This window comes from Paracoccus shandongensis (assembly GCF_017315735.1).
GTDB lineage: Bacteria > Pseudomonadota > Alphaproteobacteria > Rhodobacterales > Rhodobacteraceae > Paracoccus > Paracoccus shandongensis.
This window is the reverse complement of sequence record NZ_JAFLRK010000009.1, coordinates 59,617-82,630: the sequence shown is the minus strand read 5'-3', so window position 1 is coordinate 82,630 and position 23,014 is coordinate 59,617. Positions and strand designations below refer to the sequence as shown.

The following is a 23,014-nucleotide window of genomic DNA, read 5'->3' as shown; positions in this document are numbered from 1 at the left end:
GCACGCGCGGCGGGGGCAACGCCCCCTTTCTTCGGGGGCCAAGCTGCGTTATGGGACGTGCGATCCCAGCAGGAGCAGCCCCATGAAAGCCGCCGTCATCACCTTTCCCGGATCGAACTGCGACCGCGACCTGGCGGTGGCGCTGGACCAGGCGGGCGCGCAGGTCGCGCGCGTGTGGCACAAGGACGATGCCCTGCCCGAAGGCACCGACCTGGTGGCCGTGCCGGGCGGCTTTTCCTTTGGCGACTACCTGCGGTGCGGGGCGATCGCCGCGCAGTCGCCGATCGCGGGCGCGTTGCGCAGGCACGCGCAGCGGGGCGGCTATGTCCTGGGGATATGCAACGGCTTCCAGGTGCTGACTGAACTGGGCCTTCTGCCTGGCGCCCTGATGCGCAACACGGGGCTGACCTTTCTTTGCAAGCCCGCCGTCCTGAATGTCGTCACCACGGACAGCGACTTCACCGCGGGCTACGGCAAGGGCCAGCGGATCACCATTCCGGTCGCCCATCACGACGGCAATTACCAGATCGCACCCAAGGGGCTGGCGCAACTGCAGGACGGGGACCGCATCGCCTTTACCTATGCCCCGGGCCTCAACGGTTCGGTGGGCGACATCGCGGGCGTGCTGTCGGAAAACCGCCGCGTCCTGGGCATGATGCCCCATCCCGAGCGCGCGGCCGATCCGGCCCTGGGGGGCACCGACGGGGCGGCGCTGTTCCGCTCGCTGGTCAATGGCGTTGTCAACGCCTGACTTGAGCATCGGCGCTTCCGGGCCTAGAGTGCGGCAGTTGTGCCACAGGACCGGGCTTCATAGGTGATCGAGGACAAGGACAGCGCCAGCGAGGGAGAGCGTATTCGACCGCGGCTGGCGCAGCCCGGCAATCCATGGTGGCTGCGCATCGCCATCGCGCTGATCTTCGGGCTGGCCATCGTCTCGATCTGGATGACGAATGCCTGGCTGACGACGCGGTTTTCGGACAACACCCGCGTCCGGTCCGAACTGCGGCTGGCGCTTTACACCGGCAACTTGTTGTCGGAATTGCAGCGCACGGCCGTCGTGCCCCTGCTGCTGGCGCGCGATCCCGCGCTGATCGGATCGCTGAATAGCAACGACTTTTCCACCACCTCGGCCCGGCTGATCGCCGCGCAAAAGGAAATCGGCGCGGCCTCGATCCGGCTGCTGGACGCCTCGGGGCGCACGGTGGGATCGACCGACCGCTACCAGATCGGCACCAACAACGTCCTGGCGCCTTTTTATGTCGAGGCGCTGCGGTCCAGCGAGACGGTCTTCACCGTCACCCCCCGCGGGGGCGGCGCCTATGAGTTCACCTATTCCCGCGCCGTGGTTTCGGATGGCCGCACCCTGGGGGTGATCGTGGTGGGCGCCGACCTGTCGCGGCTGGAACGGTCCTGGGCCGGGATCTCGGACGCGGTGGCCGTGACCGACAGCCAGGGCTTCATCATCCTGGCGACCGAACCCCGGTGGCGCGGCCTGACCATGCCCGAGGCGCTGGCGGTGCGCGATGCCCCATCCGCCATCCAGCGCGCCTTCCAGGTCACCGCCGACTGGACCGCCTTGCCCATCGACGCCTATGTCCAGGGCCGCGCCGTCATGCAGGCCGAGGCGCGCATCCCCTTCCGCGGCTGGCGGATGATCAGCTTCACCACCTATGCCTCCGTCCGCGAGCAGGTGAACGCGGTCCTGGCGCTGGAGATCATGGGCTTTGCGATCCTGCTGGCCGGCACCTTCTATGTCCTGTCGCGCCGGGCGCGCAGCCAGTCGGTCGCATACATGCGCGAATCGGCCGACCTGCGGGCCCTGAACATGCGCCTGACCCGCGAGATCGCCGAACGCGAGCGGATGCAGAAGGAACTGCGCGTCGCCGAGCAGACCGTGCAGCAAAGCAGCAAGTTGGCCGCCCTGGGCGAGATGTCGGCGGGCGTCAGCCATGAACTGAACCAGCCGCTGGCCGCGATGAAGACCTATCTGGCGGGCGCGCGCCTGCTGTTGCAGCGCGGCCGGGCCGAGGAGGCGCTGTCCAGTTTCCAGCGCATCGACGACCTGATCGAGCGCATGGGCGCGATCACCCGGCAGCTGAAATCCTATGCCCGCAAGGGCGGCGAGGCGGTCGAGCCCGTGGACCTGCGCGCCGCCGTCAGCAGCGCCCTGACCATGATGGAGCCGCAGCTGCGCAACCGGACCATCCGCGTGACCCGCAACCTGCCGCGCGGCCCCGTCACCGTGATGGCCGACCGCATCCGGCTGGAACAGGTCATCATCAACCTTTTGCGCAACGCCGTCGATGCGGTGCGCGACCGCCGCGATGCCCGGATCGAGATCACGGTCGAGGCCGCGACCAACGCCTATGTCCTGGTGCGCGACAACGGGCCGGGCATTTCCGACCTGGAAAAGCTGTTCGAGCCCTTCTGGACGACAAAGAAACCGGGCGAGGGAACGGGCCTTGGCCTGGCCATATCGTCAAGCATCGTGGCCGATTTCGGCGGCCGCCTGACCGCCCATAACGAAGACCAGGGCGGCGCTGTCTTTGCCGTGGAACTGCCCCTGCACAGGCCCGGGCAGGCCCAGCAGACGCTTGCCGCCGAATGACGAGAAAGGAAAACACGTCAATGTCCCGCAAACTGAAGATTGCGATTGTCGATGATGAACCGGACATGCGGGAATCCATCAGCCAATGGCTGGTGCTGTCCGGGTTCGAGACCGAAACCTATCCCAGTGCCGAGGACGCGCTGAGGGTCATCGGCGCCGACTGGCCCGGCATCGTGGTCAGCGACATCCGGATGCCCGGCATGGACGGCATCGCCTTTCTGAAACGGCTGATGGGGCTCGATTCGGGGCTGCCCGTGATCCTGATCACCGGGCATGGCGACGTGCCCATGGCGGTCGAGGCGATGCGGCTGGGCGCCATGGACTTCATGGAAAAGCCCTTCAACCCTGACAAGATGACAGCGCTGGCCAAGAAGGCCACGCAGATGCGGCGCATGACGCTGGACAACCGCGCCCTGCGCCGGGATCTGTCCGAAGGCCAGCAGGTCATGTCCAAGCTGATCGGCACCAGCCCGGTGATGGAGCGCCTGCGCGAGGATATCCTGGATCTGGGCCAGGCCGACGGCCATGTGCTGATCGACGGCGAAACCGGCACCGGCAAGACGCTGGTGGCCCATGCCCTGCACGCCGTGGGCCCGCGCGCGTCCAAGAAATTCGTGCCCGTGTCCTGCGCCGCCTATAACGACGACGCGCTGTCCGCCCGTCTGTTCGGCCCGCTGGAAGACGGCATCCCGGCGGTCGAGGAAGCGCGCGGCGGCACGTTGTGCCTGGAAGACATCGAGGCGCTGTCCGAACCCTTGCAGGCCCGCCTTCTGGCCTTCATCAGCGACCAGGGCACGCCCGCCGAAACCCGCATCATCGCCATTTCCAACGCGCGCGGCGAAGGCCGCCGGGCCGAGGATTCGCTGCGTCCCGACCTGTTCTATCGCCTGTCCGCGCTGAAGATCACCCTGCCGCCGCTGCGTGCGCGGGGCGAGGATATCCTGTCGCTGTTCACCCGCATGACCGAGCAGTTTTCCGAGGAATACGGCTGCGAGCCGCCGCAGGTATCGGCCCAGGAAGCCGCCCAGCTTTTGCAGGCCCCCTGGCCCGGCAATATCCGCCAGTTGATCAACGTGGCCGAACGCGCGGTGCTGCAGAACCGGCGCGGGTCGGGCTCCATCGCGTCCCTGCTGATGGCAGATGGCGAGGACAACCAGCAGGCCACCACGACCGAGGGCAAGCCGCTCAAGGAATATGTCGAAAGCTTCGAGAAGATGCTGATCGACAACACCATGCGCCGCCACAAGGGCAGCATCGCCAGCGTGATGGAGGAATTGTGCCTGCCGCGCCGGACGCTGAACGAGAAGATGGCCAAATACGGGTTGCAGCGCGGCGATTATCTGTAAAGGAACAGGGGGCGGATTTCTCCGCCCCCGATGCTTCTTTCGGGCCGTTACATGAAACAAAACTGGTGACGCAGCCCATAAGGGAACCGATCGGAACAATGATCGGTCAGACCGGCAGATCCTCATACAAACACGCGGCCGCCTCATCCACCCGCCGGTCCTTTACCGGATCGGCCGGGGATGCGCGGCCCAACACAAAAATGGACATGCCGTCCCGTTCGGTCGAAGCCGCCCCCGGACAACGGGCGCGGCCGGAAAGCTGGTCCCCTTGGGCGTGACGCGGCAGGACGTCGGGATATTCGTTCGCATAGTCCAGAGTCATGTCCGCATTCCCGCCAGGGGCCGATCTTTCCTGCGCGGTCGATCTTCTTGACCGCCCAGTCAACCTACTGACGCGCCATCTCCGGCTCAACCTGTCCATTTGGACAATAACCTTGAGTTTGGGGTTAGGTTGATGATTTAAAAAGATAAAATCGGGGTGCGCAAAGCCGCGGGCGGGCGCGTGCCGCAAGGCTTTCAACTGCAACGCGAACCCTGCCGCGCCGCCGTGCAGCGGCCTTGTCCCTTGCGCCAGAAGGCCGGGGGCGCTAACCCACCCCGACAGCAGAAGGCATCAGGACATGAGCGACAGTTCGGCCAAGGGGCTTCACCCGCGCACGCAAGCCGTCCACCACGGCATCCGCCGCAGCCAGTACGGAGAGATGGCCGAGGCGATCTTCCTGACCCAGGGCTTCGTCTATGACAGCGCCGAACAGGCCGAGGCCCGCTTCAAGGGCACCGGCCCCGACGAATTCATCTATGCCCGCTACGGCAACCCCACCAGCCGCATGTTCGAGGACCGCATCGCCGCGCTGGAAGGAACCGAGGATGCCTTCGCCACCGCCAGCGGCATGGCCGCCGTCAATGGCGCGCTGTTTTCCATGTGCAAGCCCGGCGACCACATCGTCGCGGCCCGTGCGCTGTTCGGATCGTGCCTCTATGTGCTGGATCTGCTGGCGAAATTCGGGGTCGAGGTCAGCTATGTCGATGGCACCGACCTGAACCAATGGCAGGCCGCGCTGCGCCCCGGCACCAAGGCCGTCTTCTTTGAAAGCCTGTCGAACCCCACGCTGGAGCTGATCGACATCGAGGGCGTCGCCCGCCTAGCCCATGCGGTCGGCGCGCTGGTGGTGGTGGACAACGTCTTCGCCACGCCGGTCTTTTCCCGCGCGGTGGATCTGGGGGCCGATGTGGTGGTCTATTCCGCGACCAAGCATATCGACGGCGGCGGCCGCGCCCTTGCCGGCGTGATCTGCGGCACCCGCCAATTCGTGCGCGAGGTGGCCGAGCCCTATCTCAAGCATACCGGCGGCGCGATCAGCCCGTTTCACAGCTGGATCATGCTGAACGGTCTGACGACCATGGACCTGCGCGTCCGCGCCCAGGCCGAGACCGCCCTGACCGTCGCGCAGGCGCTGCAAGGCCATCCGGCGCTGTCGCGCGTGATCTATCCCGGCCTTGCCGATCATCCCCAGCACGACCTGGCGATGCGGGCCATGGGTTCAGGCGGGACCATGATCGCGTTCGAGGTGGCGGGCGGCAAGGACGCCGCCTTTGCCGCCTTGAACCGGCTGGAAATCGTCAGGATCTCGAACAACCTCGGCGATGCCAAGTCCATCATCACCCATCCCGCCACGACCACCCACCAGCGCCTGTCGGATGACGACCGCGCCTATCTGGGCATCACGCCGGGCCTGTTGCGCCTGTCGATCGGGCTGGAGGATGCGGGGGATCTGACCCGCGACCTGATGCAGGCCCTGGCCGTCTGAGGTCGCGAAAGCGGCCCGGCCTGCCGGATTTGTTCTTTGGATTTCCGCCTTTGGCCCCCATATTGTGCCGCGATCCGACAAGGGATGCCCCGATGACCGAAGCCCGCCCGATGATCCCCGCCTATCCGGCCCTTTTGCGCAAATATGATGCAGAGTTCCGGGTGGACGACGCCTACAAGGCAGGCTTGCCCGACCTGCAGAACGGCCCGGCCAGCCTGATCGTGGGCGCCCGCGCGCCGATCCAGCATGTCGGGATCTCGAACTTCCGCCTGCCGATCCGCTACCAGACCCGCGATGGCGGCGAGATCGCGCTGGAAACCAGCGTCACCGGCACCGTCAGCCTGGAAGCCGACCGCAAGGGCATCAACATGTCCCGGATCATGCGGTCCTTCTATGCCCATTCCGAACACGCCTTCAGCCTCAAGGTGCTGGAGGCCGCGCTGGATGACTACCAGGCGGATCTCGACGCCTATGACGCGCGGATCCAGATGAAGTTCTCCTATCCGATCCGCGTCGATTCGCTGCGGTCCGGCCTGTCGGGCTGGCAGTATTACGACATCGCGATGGAGGTTCTGGACTTCCAGGGCCAGCGCCTGCGGATCATGCATTTCGACTACGTCTACTCCTCGACCTGCCCCTGTTCGCTGGAACTGTCCGAACACGCGCGCGAGGTGCGGTCGCGGCTGGCCACGCCCCATTCGCAGCGGTCCATCGCGCGGATTTCCGCGGTGATGGTCGGGCCGGAGAAGATCTGGTTCGAGGACATGGTCGAACTCTGCCGCCGCGCCGTGCCGACCGAGACTCAGGTCATGGTCAAGCGCGAGGACGAGCAGGCCTTTGCCGAACTCAACGCCGCGAACCCGATCTTTGTCGAGGATGCGGTGCGCGCCTTTGCCGGGGAACTGCTGGCCGATCCGCGCTTCGGCGATTTCCGGGTGGTGGCCAGCCACCAGGAATCGCTGCATTCGCATGACGCGGTCAGCCTGATGACCAGCGGCCCGACCTTTGCCCAGGCCTCGCTGGACCCGATGACCTTCGCGGGCCTGCGCGCCTAGATCGTCGCGCCCCATCTTCTTCACCCAAATATCCTCGGGGGGAGCGCGGCACGCGCGTGGGGGGCAGACAGCCCCCCTGCTGACGGTCAATAAGCCGCGCTGCCCGTGCCCTCTGGCAGCGCGCCATAGGGCAGCCAGATCGTCTTAACTTGCATCGCGTGGCGCAGGAAGGTTTCTCCCTGCGCTTGACGGCCTGTCCAGTCGCGATGCGCGGGCGCCCAGACGGGCTTGAGGTTGCCGCCTGCCGCGCCTTCCACTGCCGCCAGGTCGCCGCCGACCATCCACATCGCCGCGACCTCGTCATGCGCGGCCAGCACCTTTGCCAGGTCGTCGCGCGGGCCGGTGACGATGTTCACCACGCCCCCCGGCAGGTCCGAGGTGTCCAAGACCTGATACAGATCCGTGACCGCCAGCGGATCGTCCTGCGCGGCAATCGCCACCACCCGGTTGCCCATGGCGATGGCGGGCATCACCAGCGACATGAACGCGGCCAGGGGCTGCGCGTTCGGGCAACCGATGCCCATGATGCCATAGGGTTCGTTCACCACGTTCAGCAGATGGCCGGGCTTGGCCTGGACATTCGCGCCGTCGACCTTGTCGGCCCAGGCGGCATAGTGGAAGGCGCGGGCGATGGCGGCCTCGACCTCGGCCTGGCTGGTGCGGGTGGCGAACTCGGCGGCGCGGGCGGACAGGTTTTCCGCGATGTAATACAGCACCTGCGCGCGGGCATGGCCGCCCATGGCCGCCCATTTGCCTGCCTTGGCCGCGGCCTCGACCGCGTTGCGGATGTCCTTGCGGCTGCCCAGCGGCGCAAGGCCCCCCGGCACGGCATAGCTGGCCCCGCCGTCGGGCCGCTTCTGCGCGCCGCCGATGTAAAGCTTGGCGGTGCGGTCCAGAGCCGCCGGTTGCCCCGTCCCGGTGGTCGTAGAAACCGGCGCAGCAGGGGCGGGTTCCTGGACGGCCTCGACGGGCGCTTCCGCCAGATAATCCAGCATCCCCGCGCGCCCGCCTTCGCGGCCAAAGCCGCTTTCGCGATAGCCGCCGAAGGGGGCTGCGGCGTCAAAGACATTGGCGCAGTTGATCCAGACGACGCCCGCCTTGATCCTGGCGGCAATGTCCGTCGCCACCGCCGCGCTTTCCGACCAGACCGAGGCCGCCAGCCCATAGCGCGTGTTGTTCGCCAGTTCGACCGCCTCATCCGCCGTGCGGAAGGTGGAGAGCGTGGCGATGGGACCGAAGATTTCCTGCTCGAAGCCCGGATTGGCGGGGCTGATGTTTTTCAGATAGCCCGGCGCGATGAAGCAGCCGTCCCCCGCCGCACCGCCCACCAGTTCCCCCCCGGCATCGGTCGCAGCCCGGCAGATCGACAGGATCCGGTCCTTCTGGACGGGATCGACGATGGCGCCGACATCGGTGGACTTGTCCAAGGGCAGCCCGACCCGCAGCCGCGCCATGCGGGCGTTCAGCAGCGTCTGGAACCGATCCGCCACAGCCTCGGCCACGAGGATCCGCGATCCCGCGCAGCAGACCTGGCCGCCGTTGAACCAGATCGAATCCACCACGCCCTCGACCGCCGCATCCAGGTCGGCGTCGGGCATGACCACGAAGGGCGACTTGCCGCCCAGTTCCAGCGTCAGCCGCTTGGCCGTCCCGGCAAGCTGCCCGGCAATCGCCCGCCCGACTTCGGTGGATCCGGTGAAGGCGATCTTGTCCACATCCGCCGCGACCAGCGCCGCGCCGGTGTCGCCATCGCCGGTGACGATGTTCACGACACCTGCAGGCAGGCCGATTTCCTGGCAGATCTCGGCAAAGGCCAAGGCGGTCAGCGGCGTGTATTCGGCGGGCTTCAGCACGACCGTGTTGCCCGCCGCAAGGGCAGGGGCGATCTTCCAGGCCAGCATCAGCAGCGGAAAGTTCCAGGGGATGATCTGGCCGCAGACACCCAGCGGCCGATGAGCGGGAAAGGCCGTGTCGCGCAGTTCCGCCCAACCGGCATGGTGATAGAAATGCCGCGCGACCAGCGGCACGTCGATGTCGCGCGCTTCCCGGATCGGCTTGCCGTTGTCCAGGGTTTCCAGAACCGACAGGAAGCGTTCGCGCTTCTGCACATGCCGCGCCAGGGCATAGAGATACCGCGCCCGCTGCGTCCCCGTCAGCGCCGCCCATGCGGGCTGCGCCTGCCGTGCCGCCGCCACCGCCGCCGCCACGTCTTCGGCAGTCCCCTGCGTCACCTGCGCCAAGGTTTCGCCCGTCGCAGGATCGCGCGTGTCGAACAGCGTGCCGGGATTGGTGAAGGCCCCACCGATGAAATGCCCGAAGGCCCCGCGCCGCGCCAGCCAGTCGCGCACGGCGCCGCTGTCTTCGACCGAGGGGCCGTATTCCATCGTTTCCATCAATTCGCTCACGCTGGTCATGCGGTCCTCAGGCAATCGCTTGGCGGTAACCGGCGGCATAGCAGCCCGTCACATGGTGGCTGATCTGGCGCTCGATATCGCCCAGCAGGCTGGAGGCGCCGATGCGGAACAGATCGGGGCGCAGCCAGTCGCGGCCCAGTTCCTCGGCCATCAGAACCTGCCAGTTCAGCGCATCCTTGGCCGTCCGCAGGCCCCCGGCGGGCTTGAAGCCCACGACATGGCCCGTCTGGTCGCGATAGTCGCGGATCGCCCGGCACATCACCAGCGACACGGGCAGGGTGGCGTTCACCCCTTCCTTGCCGGTCGAGGTCTTGATCCAGTCCGCCCCCGCCTGCATGGCGACATGGCTGGCACGCGCCACGTTTTCCAGCGATTTCAGGTCACCCGTCGCCAGGATCGCCTTCATCCTGGCATCGCCGCACGCCTCGCGCATGGCGCGCAGTTCGTCATAAAGCGCCGCCCACTCGCCTCGCAGCACATGGGCGCGGGTGATGACGATGTCGATCTCATCCGCGCCGTGTTCGACGGCATACAGGATCTCGGCCAGGCGCAGGTTAAGCGGCATCAGCCCCGCCGGAAAGCCGGTGGCGACGCTGGCGACGGGGATGCCGGAATTGCCAAGCGCGCGTTTCGCGGACGCGACCATCGTGGGATAAACGCAGACCGCGCCGGTAGTCAGGCCGGTGACCCCCATGGCATCCAGCAATTCGCGGGCAATCGGCTGGCGGGCCTTGGCGCACAGCCGCGCCACGCGGTCGGGTGTGTCGTCGCCCGCAAGCGTCGTCAGGTCGATGCAGCGCACCGCGTTCAGCAGCCAGGCGGCCTGATGGTCCTTCTTCAGGCTGCGCCGGGCGGGCAGGGTGGCCGCGCGGCGTTCGGCGGCGGGGGTGTTGATGCGGATATCCGCGAAGCCGTCGGTGCGCAGGTCGGTACCGGGATTGCGGGTCATGCCTTGCCCCGGAAGCCGCGGAAGCCGCGTTCCTGGAACTGCGCCCACATCCGCCAGATCAGGGCCAGCAGCGCCAGCAGGACGATGCAGACGATGCTTGCCGCCCAGTTGCGCGGGCGTTCGTCCGGGCCGGCCAGCGTATCGATGCTGACCGCGTTGGGATAGGTGGACAGCCACGCCATCCGCCAGCCATAGGCGGTCACGCTGACCCATTGCGGGTTGTTGCGGTCGGATCGCAGGTTCGTGGCCTCGGCCTGCAGGTTGGCGCTGTCGTATTTGAAATAGGGCGGCCAGATCCAGCCGGTATCCTCGTTGCGATAAACGAAGACCTTGCCGTTGGGGCGCACCGTTTCGATAAAGCGCACGTCGCGCTGGCCTGCGGCGTTTTCCACCGTGCCGGTGTTGTCGGACGCATAGAAGATCGCGTTGGACGCCGTGACCGATGTCAGCCGGTTATAGGTGTTGGTGATGCGCACCGTGTTCTTGGACGGCAGCGCATAGTCCAGGAACAAAAACACCGCGACGCCGAACAGCACGCCGACCGCGACCTTGAGGTAATGCATGGAAAGCGGTCCTTACTGCCAGTTGATCCAATAGACGATGCCCATGACCGCCAGATTGGGCAGAACGAAGACCAGAAGCAACAGCCGCGATCGCAGCGTCCTGTCGAACCCGATCATGGACCTGCGGACGAACGCGCGCCGGGCAGGGGTGTTCCCCGCCATGGCCGGGTGCCGTTCGTCCCAGATCTCCTCCAGCCGCTCGGTCCGCAGGGATCGGATATAGACCCGCAGCAGCAGATAGAACGCCGTTTCGGCGATCAGCAGGAACAGGATCAGGCGGATGAAGGCGGCCAAGGGCGGTCCCGGTGGTTTCCGGGCCAGGCTAGCACCGCGCCGGGCAGGGGGCCAGCGGTCAGAACGGCCCCTTAGAACGGAACGTCGTCACCCCCACCGACCGGCTGGACATAGGCCGCCTTGATGTTCTTGAAGCCCGCCGCGAACTGGACGGTCAGCGTGTCCTCGGCAATGCCCATGATCGTGCCCTCGCCAAACTTGGCATGGGTCACGCGGTCGCCCACGGTGAACTTGGCCGCAGGCTCGGCGTCGATGATGATGGGCGCGCGGTGGACCGGGGCTTTCCGTTCCGTGGCGCGGGCCTGCATCCGCTTCCAGCCGGGCGAGTTATAGACATCGGCCTTGGCCGCGCGTTCGTGCAGCGCGTTGACCGGCCCGCCCGCCGCGAAGGCCATCGCCGCGCCGTAACCGCCGCCGTAAAGGCCGGGCGGGGTCAGAACCTCGACATGCTCGGGCGGCAGTTCATCGACAAAGCGCGAAGGCATCGAACTTTGCCATTGCCCGTAAAGCCGCCGGTTGCCCGCGAAGCTGATCGTGGCCAGCCGTTCGGCGCGGGTGATGCCGACATAGGCCAGACGCCGTTCCTCCTCCAGCCCCTTGGTGCCGTTTTCATCCATGGCGCGCTGGCTGGGGAACAACCCGTCCTCCCACCCCGGCAGGAAGACGATGGGGAATTCCAGCCCCTTGGCGGCGTGAAGGGTCATGATGCTGACCTGCTCGGCCTGCTCGCCCTCGTCCCGGTCCATGACTAGGGCCACGTGTTCCAGGAAGCCCTGAAGGTTCTCGAACTCCTCCAGCGCCTTGACCAGTTCCTTGAGGTTGTCCAGCCGCCCCGGCGCGTCGGGCGACTTGTCGGCCTGCCACATGGCGGTATAGCCGGATTCGTCCAGGATCCGTTCGGCCAGTTCGACATGGTTCACGCGGTCGTCCAGGGCGTCGGCGTGCCAGCGGCCCATGCTTTCCGCGAACTGGCGCATGTTGGCCGCGGCCTTGCCCGACAGGTCGCCCGCCGTCAACGCCGCGACCGTGCCCTCCAGCAGCGACAGGCCCCGCGCCCGCGCCATGTATTGAATGGCCTGCAAGCCCTTTTCGCCCAGGCCGCGCTTGGGGGTGTTGGCGATGCGTTCAAAGGCCAGGTCGTCGGCGGGGCTGACGGCCAGCCGGAAATAGGCCATGGCGTCGCGGATTTCCTGCCGTTCATAGAAGCGCGGCCCGCCGATCACGCGATAGGGCAGGCCGATGGACATGAACCGATCCTCGAAGGCGCGCATCTGATGGGACGCTCGGACCAGGATGGCGATGTCGTTCAGGCTGGTGCGCCCGACGCTGGCGCGGTGGCCGCCGTGGAAGGCCTCGATCTCCTCGCCGATCCAGCGGGCCTCGGCCTCGCTGTCCCAATGGCCGATCAACCGCACCGGCTCGCCCGCCTCGGCATCCGTCCACAGGGTCTTGCCCAGCCGGCCCTGGTTGGCGGCGATCAGGCCCGATGCGGCGGCCAGGATCTGCGGGGTCGAGCGATAGTTCTGTTCCAGCCGGATCACCTGGGCGCCGGGAAAATCCTTCTCGAAGCGCAGGATGTTGCCGACCTCGGCCCCGCGCCAGCCATAGATCGACTGGTCGTCGTCGCCCACGCAGCAGATGTTGCGATGGCCCTGCGCCAGCAGCCGCAGCCACATGTATTGCGCTACGTTGGTGTCCTGGTATTCGTCCACCAGGATATAGCGGAAGCGGTCCTGCCAGCCGCGCAGCACGTCCGGGTGCGCCTGGAACAGCGTCACGCAGTGCATCAGCAGGTCGCCGAAATCGACCGCGTTCAGCGCCAGCAGCCGGTTCTGATAGGCCTGATACAGCCGCCCGCCCCAGCCGTCGAAGCTGGCGGTTTCCCCCTTGGGCAGGTTCGCGGGCGTCAGGCAGCGGTTCTTCCAGCCGTCGATCAGGCCCGCAAGCTGGCGGGCGGGCCAGCGTTTCTCGTCCAGGTTCTCGGCCGTGATCAGTTGCTTCAGCAGCCGGATCTGGTCATCGGTGTCCAGGATGGTGAAACTTGGCTTGAGGTGCAATTCGCCATTGCCGATCAGTTCGGCATGGCGGCGCAGGATCTTGACGCTGATGGAATGGAAGGTGCCCAGCCAGGGCATCCCCTCGACCGTTTCGCCCAGCAGGCGGGCGATGCGGTTCTTCATCTCGCGCGCGGCCTTGTTGGTGAAGGTCACGGCCAGGATCTGCCCGGGCCGGGCCTTGCCCAGCATCAGCAGATGCGCGATCCGCGTGGTCAGCGCCCGCGTCTTGCCGGTGCCCGCGCCCGCCAGCATCAGGACCGGCCCGTCCAGCGTTTCCACCGCCGCGCGTTGCGCCGGGTTCAGCCCGTCCAGATAGGGGGCAGGGCGCGCGGGCCGCGCGGCCATCGCCCGTTGTGACAGCGGCACGCCGCCCATGTCGTCGGAATCGTCCAGAAGCTCCATCCGTCCAACATAGGCGCAAGGGCAGGGCATGGAAAGCCCGTGTTCCGCCTTCGTTCCTGAATTACCGCCCCCGGATCCGCGGATCCATCGCGTCGCGCAAGCCGTCGCCGATGTAATTTACACACAGCACCGTCAGAGAGATGAACAACCCCGGCAGGATCACCCGCCAGGGATACATGATCATCTGATCCACCGCGTCGTAAAGCAGCCGCCCCCAGGTCGGGAAATCGGGCGGGAAGCCAAGCCCCAGGAAGGACAGCGCGCTTTCCGTGATGATTGCCGTGGCGATGCCCAGGGTCGCGGCGACCATGATGGGCGACAGCACGTTGGGCAGGACATGGCGCAGGATCATCCGGTGCGCGGGCGTGCCGATGGACCGGGCGGCCAGGATGAACTCGCGCTCCTTCAACCCCAGAACGTCGCCGCGCACGATGCGGGCGGCCTGCATCCAGCTTGTCGCGCCGATGGCGGACACGATCAGGATGAAGGTGCCCATGGCGGGGCCGAAGCTTTGCGACAGGGGTTCGCGGAACAGCGTCACCATCAGCAAAAGCAGCGGCAGCAGGGGCAGGGCCAGGAACAGTTCCGTCAGGCGCATCAGGGGCGCGTCCAGCCTGCGGAAATAGCCAGACACCACGCCGATCAGGCTGCCCAGCGAAATCGCGATGATCATCGCGGTCAGCCCCACGGCGATGGAGACGCGGCCCCCCGCCATCAGCCGGGCCAGCATGTCGCGGCCCAACTGGTCGGTGCCCAGCGGATGGGCGGCGGAAAAGCCCGAATTGCGGGCGCGGATGTCCACATAGGTCGGGTCGATGGTCCAGAGGTAAGGCCCGACCAGGACGAACAGGATGGTCGCCACGAACAGCACCAGCGCCACCATGGCGCCGCGATGGCTGCGGAACTGGCGCCACACGTCGCGCCACTGGCTGCGGGTTTCGCCGGCGTGGTGGGGATCTGCGGGCGGCAGGCCCGCCACCACCCCGGCGGATGCCGCCGTCGCGTCCACCGCCTCGGTCCTGTCAAGGGCGTGCAGGCGGTCAGGGTCAGTCATAGCGGATCCTCGGGTCAAGGATGCCGTAGAGGATGTCGGCAACCAGCGTGAAAACCACGATCAGGATCGCGAAGATGAAGGTCAGCGTCAGCACCATGGGAATGTCGTTGCCGTGGATGGCGGTGATCAGCAACTGGCCCAGGCCGTTCACCTTGAAGACCTGTTCGGTGATGATCGCGCCCCCGAAGACGGCAGGCAGGCCAAGCGCGATCACGGTGATGACCGGGATCAGGCTGTTCCTCAGCACGTGCTTCAGGACGACGGTGCGTTCCGACAGGCCCTTGGCGCGCGCCGTGCGGACGTAATCCTGGCCCAGGTTGTCCAGCATGGATGCGCGCATGAAGCGGCTGATCTGGGCGGCGTTATACAGCGCCAGCACCGTCACCGGCATCACCATCTGCCGCACCTGCGCCCAGAAGCTGTCCCAATCCCGCACCTCCAGCGTGGTGTCATAGACGGACGGGAACCATTGCAGCTTCACCCCGAAGATGATGATCAGCACCACGCCCGTGAAGAAGGTCGGCATCGAGAAGCCGATCATCGACACGAAGGTGCCCAGCTGGTCGAACCACGAATACTGCTTGTAGGCCGACAGGATGCCGATGGGCAGCGCGATCAGCACGCCCACCAGATAGCTGAACCCCACCACCGTCAGCGTCTGCGGGATGCGCTGCGCGATCACGTCGAAGACCGGGCTGCGCGACTGGAAGCTGATGATGCGCTGCATCCCGGCGCTGAACTGCGTGCCGAACAGGCTGTCGAACCAATGAAGCGGCTCGACCCAGAAGAACTGCTTCAGCCACAGGACATAGCGGACATACCAGGGGGAACCCAGGCCAAGCGCCTCGCGCATCCGCTCCTTGACCTCGGGCGGGACGGTCAGGGGCACGTCGCCCAGCGGATCGCCCGGCGATGCCTCCAGCAGCAGGAAGATCACCAGCGAGATGAACAAAAGCGTCGGGACCGCCAGCAGCAGGCGCCGGATGGTGAATGTCAGCATCGTATGCCTCGGGTCGGGGCGCTTCGTTCGGCGCGGCTCCAGTCGGCGAGGGGCCGGCCCGCGACGGATCGCGGGGCCGGGCAGGGCATCACTGGACGCGGGTCCAGTCGGCGACGTTCCACAGTTCCGAATCCCAGGCGTTCAGCTGCACGCCGCCCAGGGTGTTCGAATGGGCCGAGGCCGTGCCGCGATAGATCAGCGGGATGATCGCGTTGCTGTCCTTTGTCAGCATCTCGTTCAGCTTCTGGCCGATCTTGCCGCGTTCCGCCGGATCGACGGTCTTCGACAGCTCGACCATCATCGCGTCATAGGCCGGGTCGCAATAACGGCTGATATTCTCGCCCTGCCACTGGTTCTTGGGCCCGGGCGCCTTGTCGCAGGTCCATTTCGCCAGATAGGGCGCGGGGTTGCCGCCCTCGAAGTTGTCGGCATACATCTCCACGTCGGCATAGAATTTCTGCAGCGTGTCGGGCGAGCCGGGGTCGGTCCCGAAGAAGACCGAGGCGTCGATGGTCTTCAGTTCCGTCTCGATCCCGATTTCCGACCACCATTGCTTGATCAGCGCCTGGAAGTCCTGCCGCACCGCGTTGACCGAGGTCTGGAAGACCATCTTCAGCGGCACGCCGTCCTTTTCGCGCACGCCGCTGCCGCCGACGGTCCAGCCCGCCTGGTCCAGCAGGGCCTTGGCCCCCTCGATGTCCTGGGTCAGGCAGTCCGTGTTGGGGGATGCCCAGGCTTCGGGGGCGGGGACATAGTTGCAGGTGGGCTTGCCCGCCGTGCCATAGCCGATTTCCGACAGAAGCTGGCGGTCGATGGCCATGGACAACGCGCGGCGCACCGCCGGATCGGTCAGGAACGGATGGGGATGGGCGTCGGTCGAACGCTCGCCCTCGGGCAGGGACGGCGAGGGGTCGGTCAGGTTCACGTGGATGCGTTCCACCAGGCTGCCGAAGGCCGCGCTGACCTTGCCCTTGCCCATCTGCTCCATCCCGGCGATCACGTCGGGGGCAAGCTGGGTGTTCCAGGCGTAATCGTATTCGCCCGTTTCCAGCACCGCGCGCGCCGCCGCCGCCGCGTCGCCGCCGCCCTTGATGGTCGCGGTCGCGAAGGCGGGCTTTGCCGGGTCGCGGTATTCGGGGTTCGCCTCGAAGGTGATCACGTCGTTGGTCAGGAACCGCGTGACGCGGAAGGGGCCGGTGCCGATCGGGTTGAAGTTCTGGTCGGTGCAGGTCGGGGCATTGGCGCCCAGGCAGGCCTCGAACTGGGCCTTCTGGATGATGGGCGAGTTCGAGCCCACGAAGGCCGAATAAGGATCGGGCATCGGGTTCGTGAAGCTGATCCTGACCGTCAGGTCATCGACGGCCTCGACCTTCTCGATCCCCTCGAACTTGGCCAGTTGCGAACAGCCCCCTTCGGGATGCATGCAGTATTCGGCCGAAAACACCACGTCGGCCGCCGTGACGGGCGTGCCGTCCGACCATTTCAGCCCGTCCTGCAGCTTCCAGGTGACGGATTTCAGATCCTCGGCGATGCCGCCGTTTTCCAGCGTCGGGATTTCGGCGGCAAGGCGGGTGTAATGCTCGCCCTCGGGGGTCATGCCCGCCAGGGGTTCCAGCACCATGGAGGACGAGATCAGTTCCTTGGTGCCCCCCGAAAGATAGGGGTTCATGGTGGATGGCGCCTGCCACATGATGATGTTCAGCGCGCCGTCGCTGCCTCGTTCGGCCATCGCGGCAGGCGCCAGGACCAGGGTGGCGGCCGCGCCCATCAGCAGTGTCTTCAGCTTCATCACTCTCTCCTGTCGGAAGTTTCAGGCCGCAGGACGCGCCCGGAAAATGGCTGGCGCCCTTGATCGGGCGTTCTTTTTCCCCGCGGAATGGGATCAGTTTCAATCAAAGCCCCTTTGGAAAGCAAGTCTTATCACGCAACGTCCTGCCGGTTCTTTCAGCTTTGACATTTGGGGCCTGCCCGCTAGCCTTCGGAAAGGGCAATGCCGGGGGCCGCAGGATGCTGGACGACAATCCGCTTGTTTCCATTGAAAAACTTCGGGTCGAGTTCGAGACCGGCGATGGCGTCGTGGTTGGCGTCAAGGATGTCAGCTTTTCGATCAACCCGGGCGAATGCGTCTGCGTTGTGGGGGAATCCGGGTCGGGCAAGTCGGTCAGTTCGCTGTCCCTGATGCGGCTGGTCGAATTCGGCGGCGGCACCATCGCGGGGGGCCGGCTGATGTTCGATGCGGGCGACGGGCGGACCATCGACCTGGCGCGGCAATCGTCCCTCGCGATGCGCGACATCCGCGGCAACCAGATCGGCATGATCTTCCAGGAACCGATGACGGCGCTGAACCCGGTCTTCACCGTGGGCGACCAGTTGACCGAAGGCCTGATCGCCCATCGCGGCCTGACCAAGGCGCAGGCCCGCGCCCGCGCGCTGGAAATCCTGCGCCAGGTCCGCATCCCCGAACCCGAACGCCGCCTGGACCAGTATCCGCACGAACTGTCCGGCGGAATGCGCCAGCGGGTCGTGATCGCCATCGCCATGGCCTGCGAGCCGCGCCTCTTGATCTGCGACGAACCGACGACTGCGCTGGACGTGACCATCCAGGCCGAGATCCTGGCCCTGATCGACCGGCTGAAGCGCGAAAAGCGGATCGCGGTCCTGTTCATCACCCATGACATGGCCGTGGTGGCGCAGATGGCCGACCGCGTGGTCGTCATGTATCGCGGCGAGAAGGTCGAGGAAGGCCCCGTGGCCGAGGTCTTCGAGAACCCGAAGGAAGACTATACCAAAATGCTGCTGGCCGCCGTCCCGCGCCTGGGCGAGATGACCGGCAAGCCCGCCCCCGAACGGATGCGCCTGATGCGCGACGGCACCGTCAGCGCGCCGGAACCGATCGTCGCTGCCGACCCGAAGCCCCTGCTGACGGTCCAGAACCTGACCACGCGCTTTGCCGTCAAGGGCGGGCTTTTGCGCCGCACCGTGGCCCGCGTCCACGCGGTCGAGGATGTGAGCTTTACCATCAACGCGGGCGAAACCCTGTCGCTGGTGGGCGAATCCGGCTGCGGCAAGTCCACCTGCGGACGGTCGATCCTGCGGCTGGTCGAACCCGAATCCGGCACCGTCGATCTGGGCGGCACCGACATCCTGTCGCTCTCGCCACGCGAACTGCGCCGCGCCCGCCGCGACATGCAGATGATCTTCCAGGATCCCTTCGCCAGCCTCGACCCGCACATGAAGCTTTACGACCAGGTGGCCGAGCCGATGGAGAATTTCGGCATAGGCTCCCGGTCGGAACGCCGCGACCGCATCGCCGCGCTGTTCGACCGGGTGGAACTGCCCCGCAGCTTCATGCGCCGCTATCCGCACGAGATGTCGGGCGGCCAGCGCCAGCGCATCGCCATCGCCCGGGCGCTGGCCCTGAACCCCCGGCTGATCATCGCGGATGAGGCGGTGTCGGCGCTGGACGTGTCCGTGCAGGCGCAGGTCTTGAACCTGCTGATGGAATTGCAGGCCGACCTGGGCATTTCCATGCTGTTCATCAGCCACGACATGGCCGTGGTCGAACGCGTCAGCCACCATGTCGGCGTGATGTATCTGGGCCGCATCGTGGAAATCGGCACCCGCCAACAGGTGTTCGAGAACCCGCAGCACAACTATACCCGGCAGTTGATGGCCGCCGTGCCCGTGGCCGATCCCCGGCAAAAGAAGATCAGCGAGGATCTGAACTTCAGGCCGATCCCCTCGCCCATCCATCCCATCGACTATCAGGCCGCGCCTTCGGTTTACCGAGAGGTCGCGCCGGGCCACAAGGTTCTGGTCGAACCGGCGACGCACCACTGATGCAAGGCGCCCCCATCACGGCCAATGCCGCCCCGCAATTCCGCGCCCCCTTGCCCGATGCCGCCGATGTGGTGGTGATCGGCGGCGGCATCGCCGGTGTGACGACGGCGCTTTACCTCGCCCGCGAGGGGCTGTCCGTCGTGCTGTGCGAAAAGGGCCTGGTCGCTGCCGAACAGTCCAGCCGCAACTGGGGCTGGGTCCGCGCCCAGGGCCGGGACGAGGCCGAGATCCCCGTGATGCTGACCGCCCGCCGGATGTGGCAAGGCCTGGCGCAGGATCTGGGCGACGTGTTAGGCTTGGCCACCTGCGGCGTCAGCTATCTGGCGCGGGACGAGGCCACGCTGGCGCGATACGAAAACTGGCTGGCGGTCGCGCAAAGGCATGGGCTGGACAGCCGCATCCTCGACCGCGCGGAGCTGGCGCGGGCCATGCCGCACAAGGCGGGTTGGGCAGGGGCCTTGCAGACGCCGTCCGACATGCGCGCCGAACCCGCCACCGCCGTTCCGGCCATTGCCCGGCTGGCGGCTGCCGAAGGCGTGGCGATCCGCGAGCATTGCGCCGTCCGCGCCATTGAAACCCATGCGGGCCGCGTCAGCGGCGTCGTGACCGAGGACGGCCCCGTCCGCGCCGACCGCGTGCTGCTGGCGGGCGGCGCCTGGTCGGGACTGTTCGCCGCCAATGCCGGGCTGCACCTGCCGCAACTGTCCGTCCGCGCCACCGTCGCCGCGACCGAGGCTTTGCCGGACATCTGGCCGGGCGCCGCGACCGACCCCGACTTCGCCTTCCGCCGCCGCGCGGATGGCGGCTATACGCTGGCGCCGGGCACCGGCCACGACTTCTGGATCGGGCCGTCGGCCTTCCGCCACCTGCGCGCCTTCCTGCCGATGATCCGGCGCGACCTGTCGCAGACCCGCCTGCAAGGGCCCGCCCCGGCGGGCTATCCCAACAGCTGGCGCACGCCCCGACGCTGGCGGGCCGACCGGCCCACCCCTTTCGAGGCGATGCGCGTCCTGAACCCGCCCCCGAACCCGCGCCGCCTGAAAAAGCTGCAAGCCGATTTCGCCACGGCCTTTCCCCAGATCGGCGTGCCGAAACTGCGCGCCGCCTGGGCAGGGATGATCGACACCACGCCCGACCAGGTGCCGGTGCTGGACGAAAGCGCGATCCCGGGCTTTTTCATCGCCACGGGCCTGTCCGGCCACGGCTTCGGCATCGGGCCGGGCGTGGGCCATGTCATGGCGCGCCTGATCCAGGGCCGCGACCCGGGCCACGACCTGGCGCGGTTCCGCTATGGCCGGTTCTCGGACGGATCGCCCGTCACGCTTGGCCCCGACCTTTAGCAGACGGCTTGCACAGTCTGCACAAAGGGTCCACCTTGTCGCCGCTGAAGGAGACCGAACATGCCCGTCAAGAACCGCTTTGCCGAACTTCTGCCCGAAATCACCGCCTGGCGCCGCGATTTCCACGAACATCCCGAACTGCTTTACGATGTCCACCGCACGGCGGGCCGCGTGGCCGAATTGCTGCGCGATTTCGGCTGCGACGAGGTGGTCGAGGGCGTGGGCCGGACCGGCGTGGTCGGCGTGATCAAGGGCCAGACCGACACCCAGGGCCGCGTGATCGGGTTGCGCGCCGACATGGACGCCCTGCCGATCATCGAGCAGACGGGCCTGGACTATGCCTCCAAGACACCGGGCAAGATGCACGCCTGCGGCCATGACGGCCATACCGCCATGCTGCTGGGCGCGGCGAAATACCTGGCCGAGACGCGCAACTTCGACGGCACCGCCGTGGTGATCTTCCAGCCCGCCGAGGAAGGCGGGGCAGGGGGCGAGGCGATGGTCCAGGACGGCCTGGTCAGCCGCTGGAACATCCAGGAATTCTACGGGATGCACAACATGCCGGGGATGCCGGTGGGCAGCTTCTCGATCAAGCCGGGCGCGATGATGGCCGCGGCCGACCAGTTCGACATCATCGTCACCGGCAAGGGCGGCCATGCGGCCAAGCCCCACGAATGCATCGACACCACCCTGACGGCGGCGCAGATCATCGTCGCGCTGCAATCGGTCGTGTCGCGCAATGTCGATCCGCTGAAGAACGCCGTGGTGTCGGTCTGCGTGGTCAGCACCGATTCGACCGCCCACAACGTGATCCCCCAGGTGGTCAGGCTGAAGGGCACCGCCCGCAGCCTGGACGCGGGCGTGCGCGACCAGTTGCAGGAAGGCATCACCCGCATCGCGACCAACATCGCCGCCGCCATGGGAGCCACGGCCGAGGTCGATTACCAGCGCGGCTATCCGGTCACGATGAACGACGACCAGGCGACCGTCTGGGCGGCGGATGTGGCGCGCGACATTGCAGGCGACGTGAACCTGGACATGCAGCCGATGATGGGGGGCGAGGATTTCAGCTACATGCTGAACGAAAAGCCCGGCGCCTATATCTTCGTGGGCAACGGCGACACGGCGATGGTCCATCACCCGGCTTACAACTTCAACGACGACGCGATCCCCGCCGGGTCCAGCTGGTATGCCGGCATGGTCGAGGCGCGGATGCCCGCCGCCTGATCGCCGCTGCCGCCGGGGGATGTCGCGCCAGCCCCCGGCGGTGTCGGAAATGCGATTGTCATTCCGCCGCAATCGTCCGAAATGCTGCCACCGGACAGCCAAGGAAGCGGACCCCACATGAAAAGCTATACGCTGCGCGTCACCTGTGCCTCGACCCGCGGGATCGTGGCCGCGATCTCGGGCTATCTGGCAGGGCATGACTGCAACATCACCGACAGCGCGCAGTTCGACGACGCCGAGACCGGCCGCTTCTTCATGCGCGTCAGCTTCCGGTCCGAAGGCGGGGCGACGCTGGACCAGTTGCAGCAGGGCATCGCCCCCATCGCAGAACGTTTCGGGATGGAGGCCGAATTCAGCGACGACGCGGTGAAGAAAAAGGTCGTGATCATGGTCAGCCGCTTCGGCCATTGCCTGAACGACCTTTTGTATCGCTGGCGGATCGGCGCGTTGCCCATCGACATCGTGGCGGTGATTTCCAACCACATGGATTATCAGAAGGTCGTCGTGAACCACGACCTGCCCTATTACTGCATCAAGGTCACGAAGGAGAACAAGGCCCAGGCCGAGGCCGAGCAGATGCGCGTGGTCCGCGAGACCGGGGCCGAGCTGATCGTTCTGGCGCGCTACATGCAGGTTCTGTCGGATGAGATGTGCCAGGCCATGTCGGGCCGGATCATCAACATCCACCATTCCTTCCTGCCTTCGTTCAAGGGCGCGAACCCCTACAAGCAGGCCTATGAGCGCGGGGTGAAGCTGATCGGCGCGACGTCGCATTATGTCACCGCCGACCTGGACGAAGGCCCGATCATCGAACAGGACACGGTGCGCGTGACCCATGCGCAATCGCCGGGCGATTACGTGTCCCTGGGCCGCGATGTCGAGGCGCAGGTGCTGGCCCGCGCGGTCCATGCCCATATCCACGGCCGGGTGTTCCTCAACGGCGACAAGACGGTGGTGTTTCCCCCCTCGCCCGGCAGCTATGCCAGCGAGCGGATGGGGTAAGTCGCGGGCCTTGGCCCCGGCCTGCAATCCCCGGACAGGCCCTTGCAGCCCCGCC

The 23,014-nt window shown here is 66.6% G+C and carries 18 protein-coding genes; 9 read left to right on the top strand and 9 right to left on the bottom strand.

The window, feature by feature from the left end; all coding sequences use genetic code 11:
• The first annotated feature begins 82 nt into the window (after positions 1-82).
• From purQ to JX613_RS08595, 3 genes are all read left to right on the top strand, one after another.
• Positions 83-751, top strand: coding sequence for a phosphoribosylformylglycinamidine synthase subunit PurQ (gene purQ / locus JX613_RS08605; protein WP_207101053.1), 669 nt, complete (start codon positions 83-85; stop codon positions 749-751).
• A 192-nt stretch (positions 752-943) separates the two neighbouring features.
• Entirely contained in the window at positions 944-2,608 is a 1,665-nt protein-coding gene (locus tag JX613_RS08600) for a sensor histidine kinase (protein ID WP_237168456.1), read from the top strand.
• 20 nt (positions 2,609-2,628) lie between these two features.
• Entirely contained in the window at positions 2,629-3,954 is a 1,326-nt protein-coding gene (locus JX613_RS08595) for a sigma-54-dependent transcriptional regulator (protein ID WP_207101052.1), read from the top strand.
• Positions 3,955-4,060: 106 nt separating this feature from the next.
• On the opposite strand, the gene JX613_RS08590 is transcribed toward JX613_RS08595, so the two are convergent.
• Positions 4,061-4,276 (bottom strand): hypothetical protein, encoded by a 216-nt coding sequence (locus JX613_RS08590; RefSeq protein ID WP_207101051.1) that lies wholly within the window; start codon positions 4,274-4,276, stop codon positions 4,061-4,063.
• Between the two features lie 298 nt (positions 4,277-4,574).
• Here JX613_RS08590 and metZ point away from each other — a divergent pair, with 298 nt between their 5' ends.
• Positions 4,575-5,762 (top strand): O-succinylhomoserine sulfhydrylase, encoded by a 1,188-nt coding sequence (metZ, locus tag JX613_RS08585; protein WP_207101050.1) that lies wholly within the window; start codon positions 4,575-4,577, stop codon positions 5,760-5,762.
• 92 nt (positions 5,763-5,854) lie between these two features.
• Positions 5,855-6,817: a GTP cyclohydrolase FolE2 gene (folE2, locus tag JX613_RS08580; protein WP_207101049.1), complete on the top strand. Its 963-nt coding sequence runs from the start codon at positions 5,855-5,857 to the stop codon at positions 6,815-6,817.
• Positions 6,818-6,903: 86 nt separating this feature from the next.
• Here the strand turns inward: folE2 and JX613_RS08575 are convergent, their stop codons facing one another.
• From JX613_RS08575 to JX613_RS08540, 8 genes are all read right to left on the bottom strand, one after another.
• Complete coding sequence (locus tag JX613_RS08575) at positions 6,904-9,231, bottom strand: aldehyde dehydrogenase family protein (RefSeq protein WP_207101048.1); 2,328 nt, start codon at positions 9,229-9,231, stop codon at positions 6,904-6,906.
• A 7-nt stretch (positions 9,232-9,238) separates the two neighbouring features.
• Positions 9,239-10,180, bottom strand: coding sequence for a deoxyribose-phosphate aldolase (gene deoC / locus JX613_RS08570; protein ID WP_207101047.1), 942 nt, complete (start codon positions 10,178-10,180; stop codon positions 9,239-9,241).
• The gene (locus tag JX613_RS08565; RefSeq protein ID WP_207101046.1) at positions 10,177-10,743 is read right to left on the bottom strand and encodes a DUF1523 family protein; all 567 of its coding nucleotides are present in this window, start codon (positions 10,741-10,743) and stop codon (positions 10,177-10,179) included. The genes deoC and JX613_RS08565 overlap by 4 nt, the downstream gene beginning before the upstream one ends.
• A 12-nt stretch (positions 10,744-10,755) precedes the next feature.
• Positions 10,756-11,037, bottom strand: a complete 282-nt coding sequence (locus JX613_RS08560; RefSeq protein WP_207101045.1) for a hypothetical protein — start codon at positions 11,035-11,037, stop codon at positions 10,756-10,758.
• Between the two features lie 71 nt (positions 11,038-11,108).
• On the bottom strand, positions 11,109-13,496 hold the full coding sequence (locus tag JX613_RS08555) for an ATP-dependent helicase (protein ID WP_207101044.1): 2,388 nt from the start codon (positions 13,494-13,496) through the stop codon (positions 11,109-11,111).
• 61 nt (positions 13,497-13,557) lie between these two features.
• Positions 13,558-14,550, bottom strand: coding sequence for an ABC transporter permease (locus JX613_RS08550; RefSeq protein ID WP_207101043.1), 993 nt, complete (start codon positions 14,548-14,550; stop codon positions 13,558-13,560).
• Entirely contained in the window at positions 14,543-15,550 is a 1,008-nt protein-coding gene (locus JX613_RS08545; protein ID WP_207101042.1) for an ABC transporter permease, read from the bottom strand. Before JX613_RS08545 ends, JX613_RS08550 begins: the two co-directional genes overlap by 8 nt.
• 88 nt (positions 15,551-15,638) lie before the next feature.
• Positions 15,639-17,339: a peptide ABC transporter substrate-binding protein gene (locus JX613_RS08540; RefSeq protein WP_207101041.1), complete on the bottom strand. Its 1,701-nt coding sequence runs from the start codon at positions 17,337-17,339 to the stop codon at positions 15,639-15,641.
• A 218-nt stretch (positions 17,340-17,557) separates the two neighbouring features.
• Here JX613_RS08540 and JX613_RS08535 point away from each other — a divergent pair, with 218 nt between their 5' ends.
• From JX613_RS08535 to purU, 4 genes are all read left to right on the top strand, one after another.
• The gene (locus JX613_RS08535; RefSeq protein ID WP_207101040.1) at positions 17,558-19,390 is read left to right on the top strand and encodes an ABC transporter ATP-binding protein; all 1,833 of its coding nucleotides are present in this window, start codon (positions 17,558-17,560) and stop codon (positions 19,388-19,390) included.
• The gene (locus tag JX613_RS08530) at positions 19,390-20,730 is read left to right on the top strand and encodes an NAD(P)/FAD-dependent oxidoreductase (protein ID WP_207101039.1); all 1,341 of its coding nucleotides are present in this window, start codon (positions 19,390-19,392) and stop codon (positions 20,728-20,730) included. The genes JX613_RS08535 and JX613_RS08530 overlap by 1 nt, the downstream gene beginning before the upstream one ends.
• A gap of 60 nt (positions 20,731-20,790) precedes the next feature.
• Complete coding sequence (locus tag JX613_RS08525; RefSeq protein ID WP_207101038.1) at positions 20,791-21,957, top strand: M20 aminoacylase family protein; 1,167 nt, start codon at positions 20,791-20,793, stop codon at positions 21,955-21,957.
• Between the two features lie 117 nt (positions 21,958-22,074).
• Positions 22,075-22,959 (top strand): formyltetrahydrofolate deformylase, encoded by an 885-nt coding sequence (gene purU / locus JX613_RS08520; RefSeq protein WP_207101037.1) that lies wholly within the window; start codon positions 22,075-22,077, stop codon positions 22,957-22,959.
• The last annotated feature ends 55 nt before the right edge of the window (positions 22,960-23,014 follow it).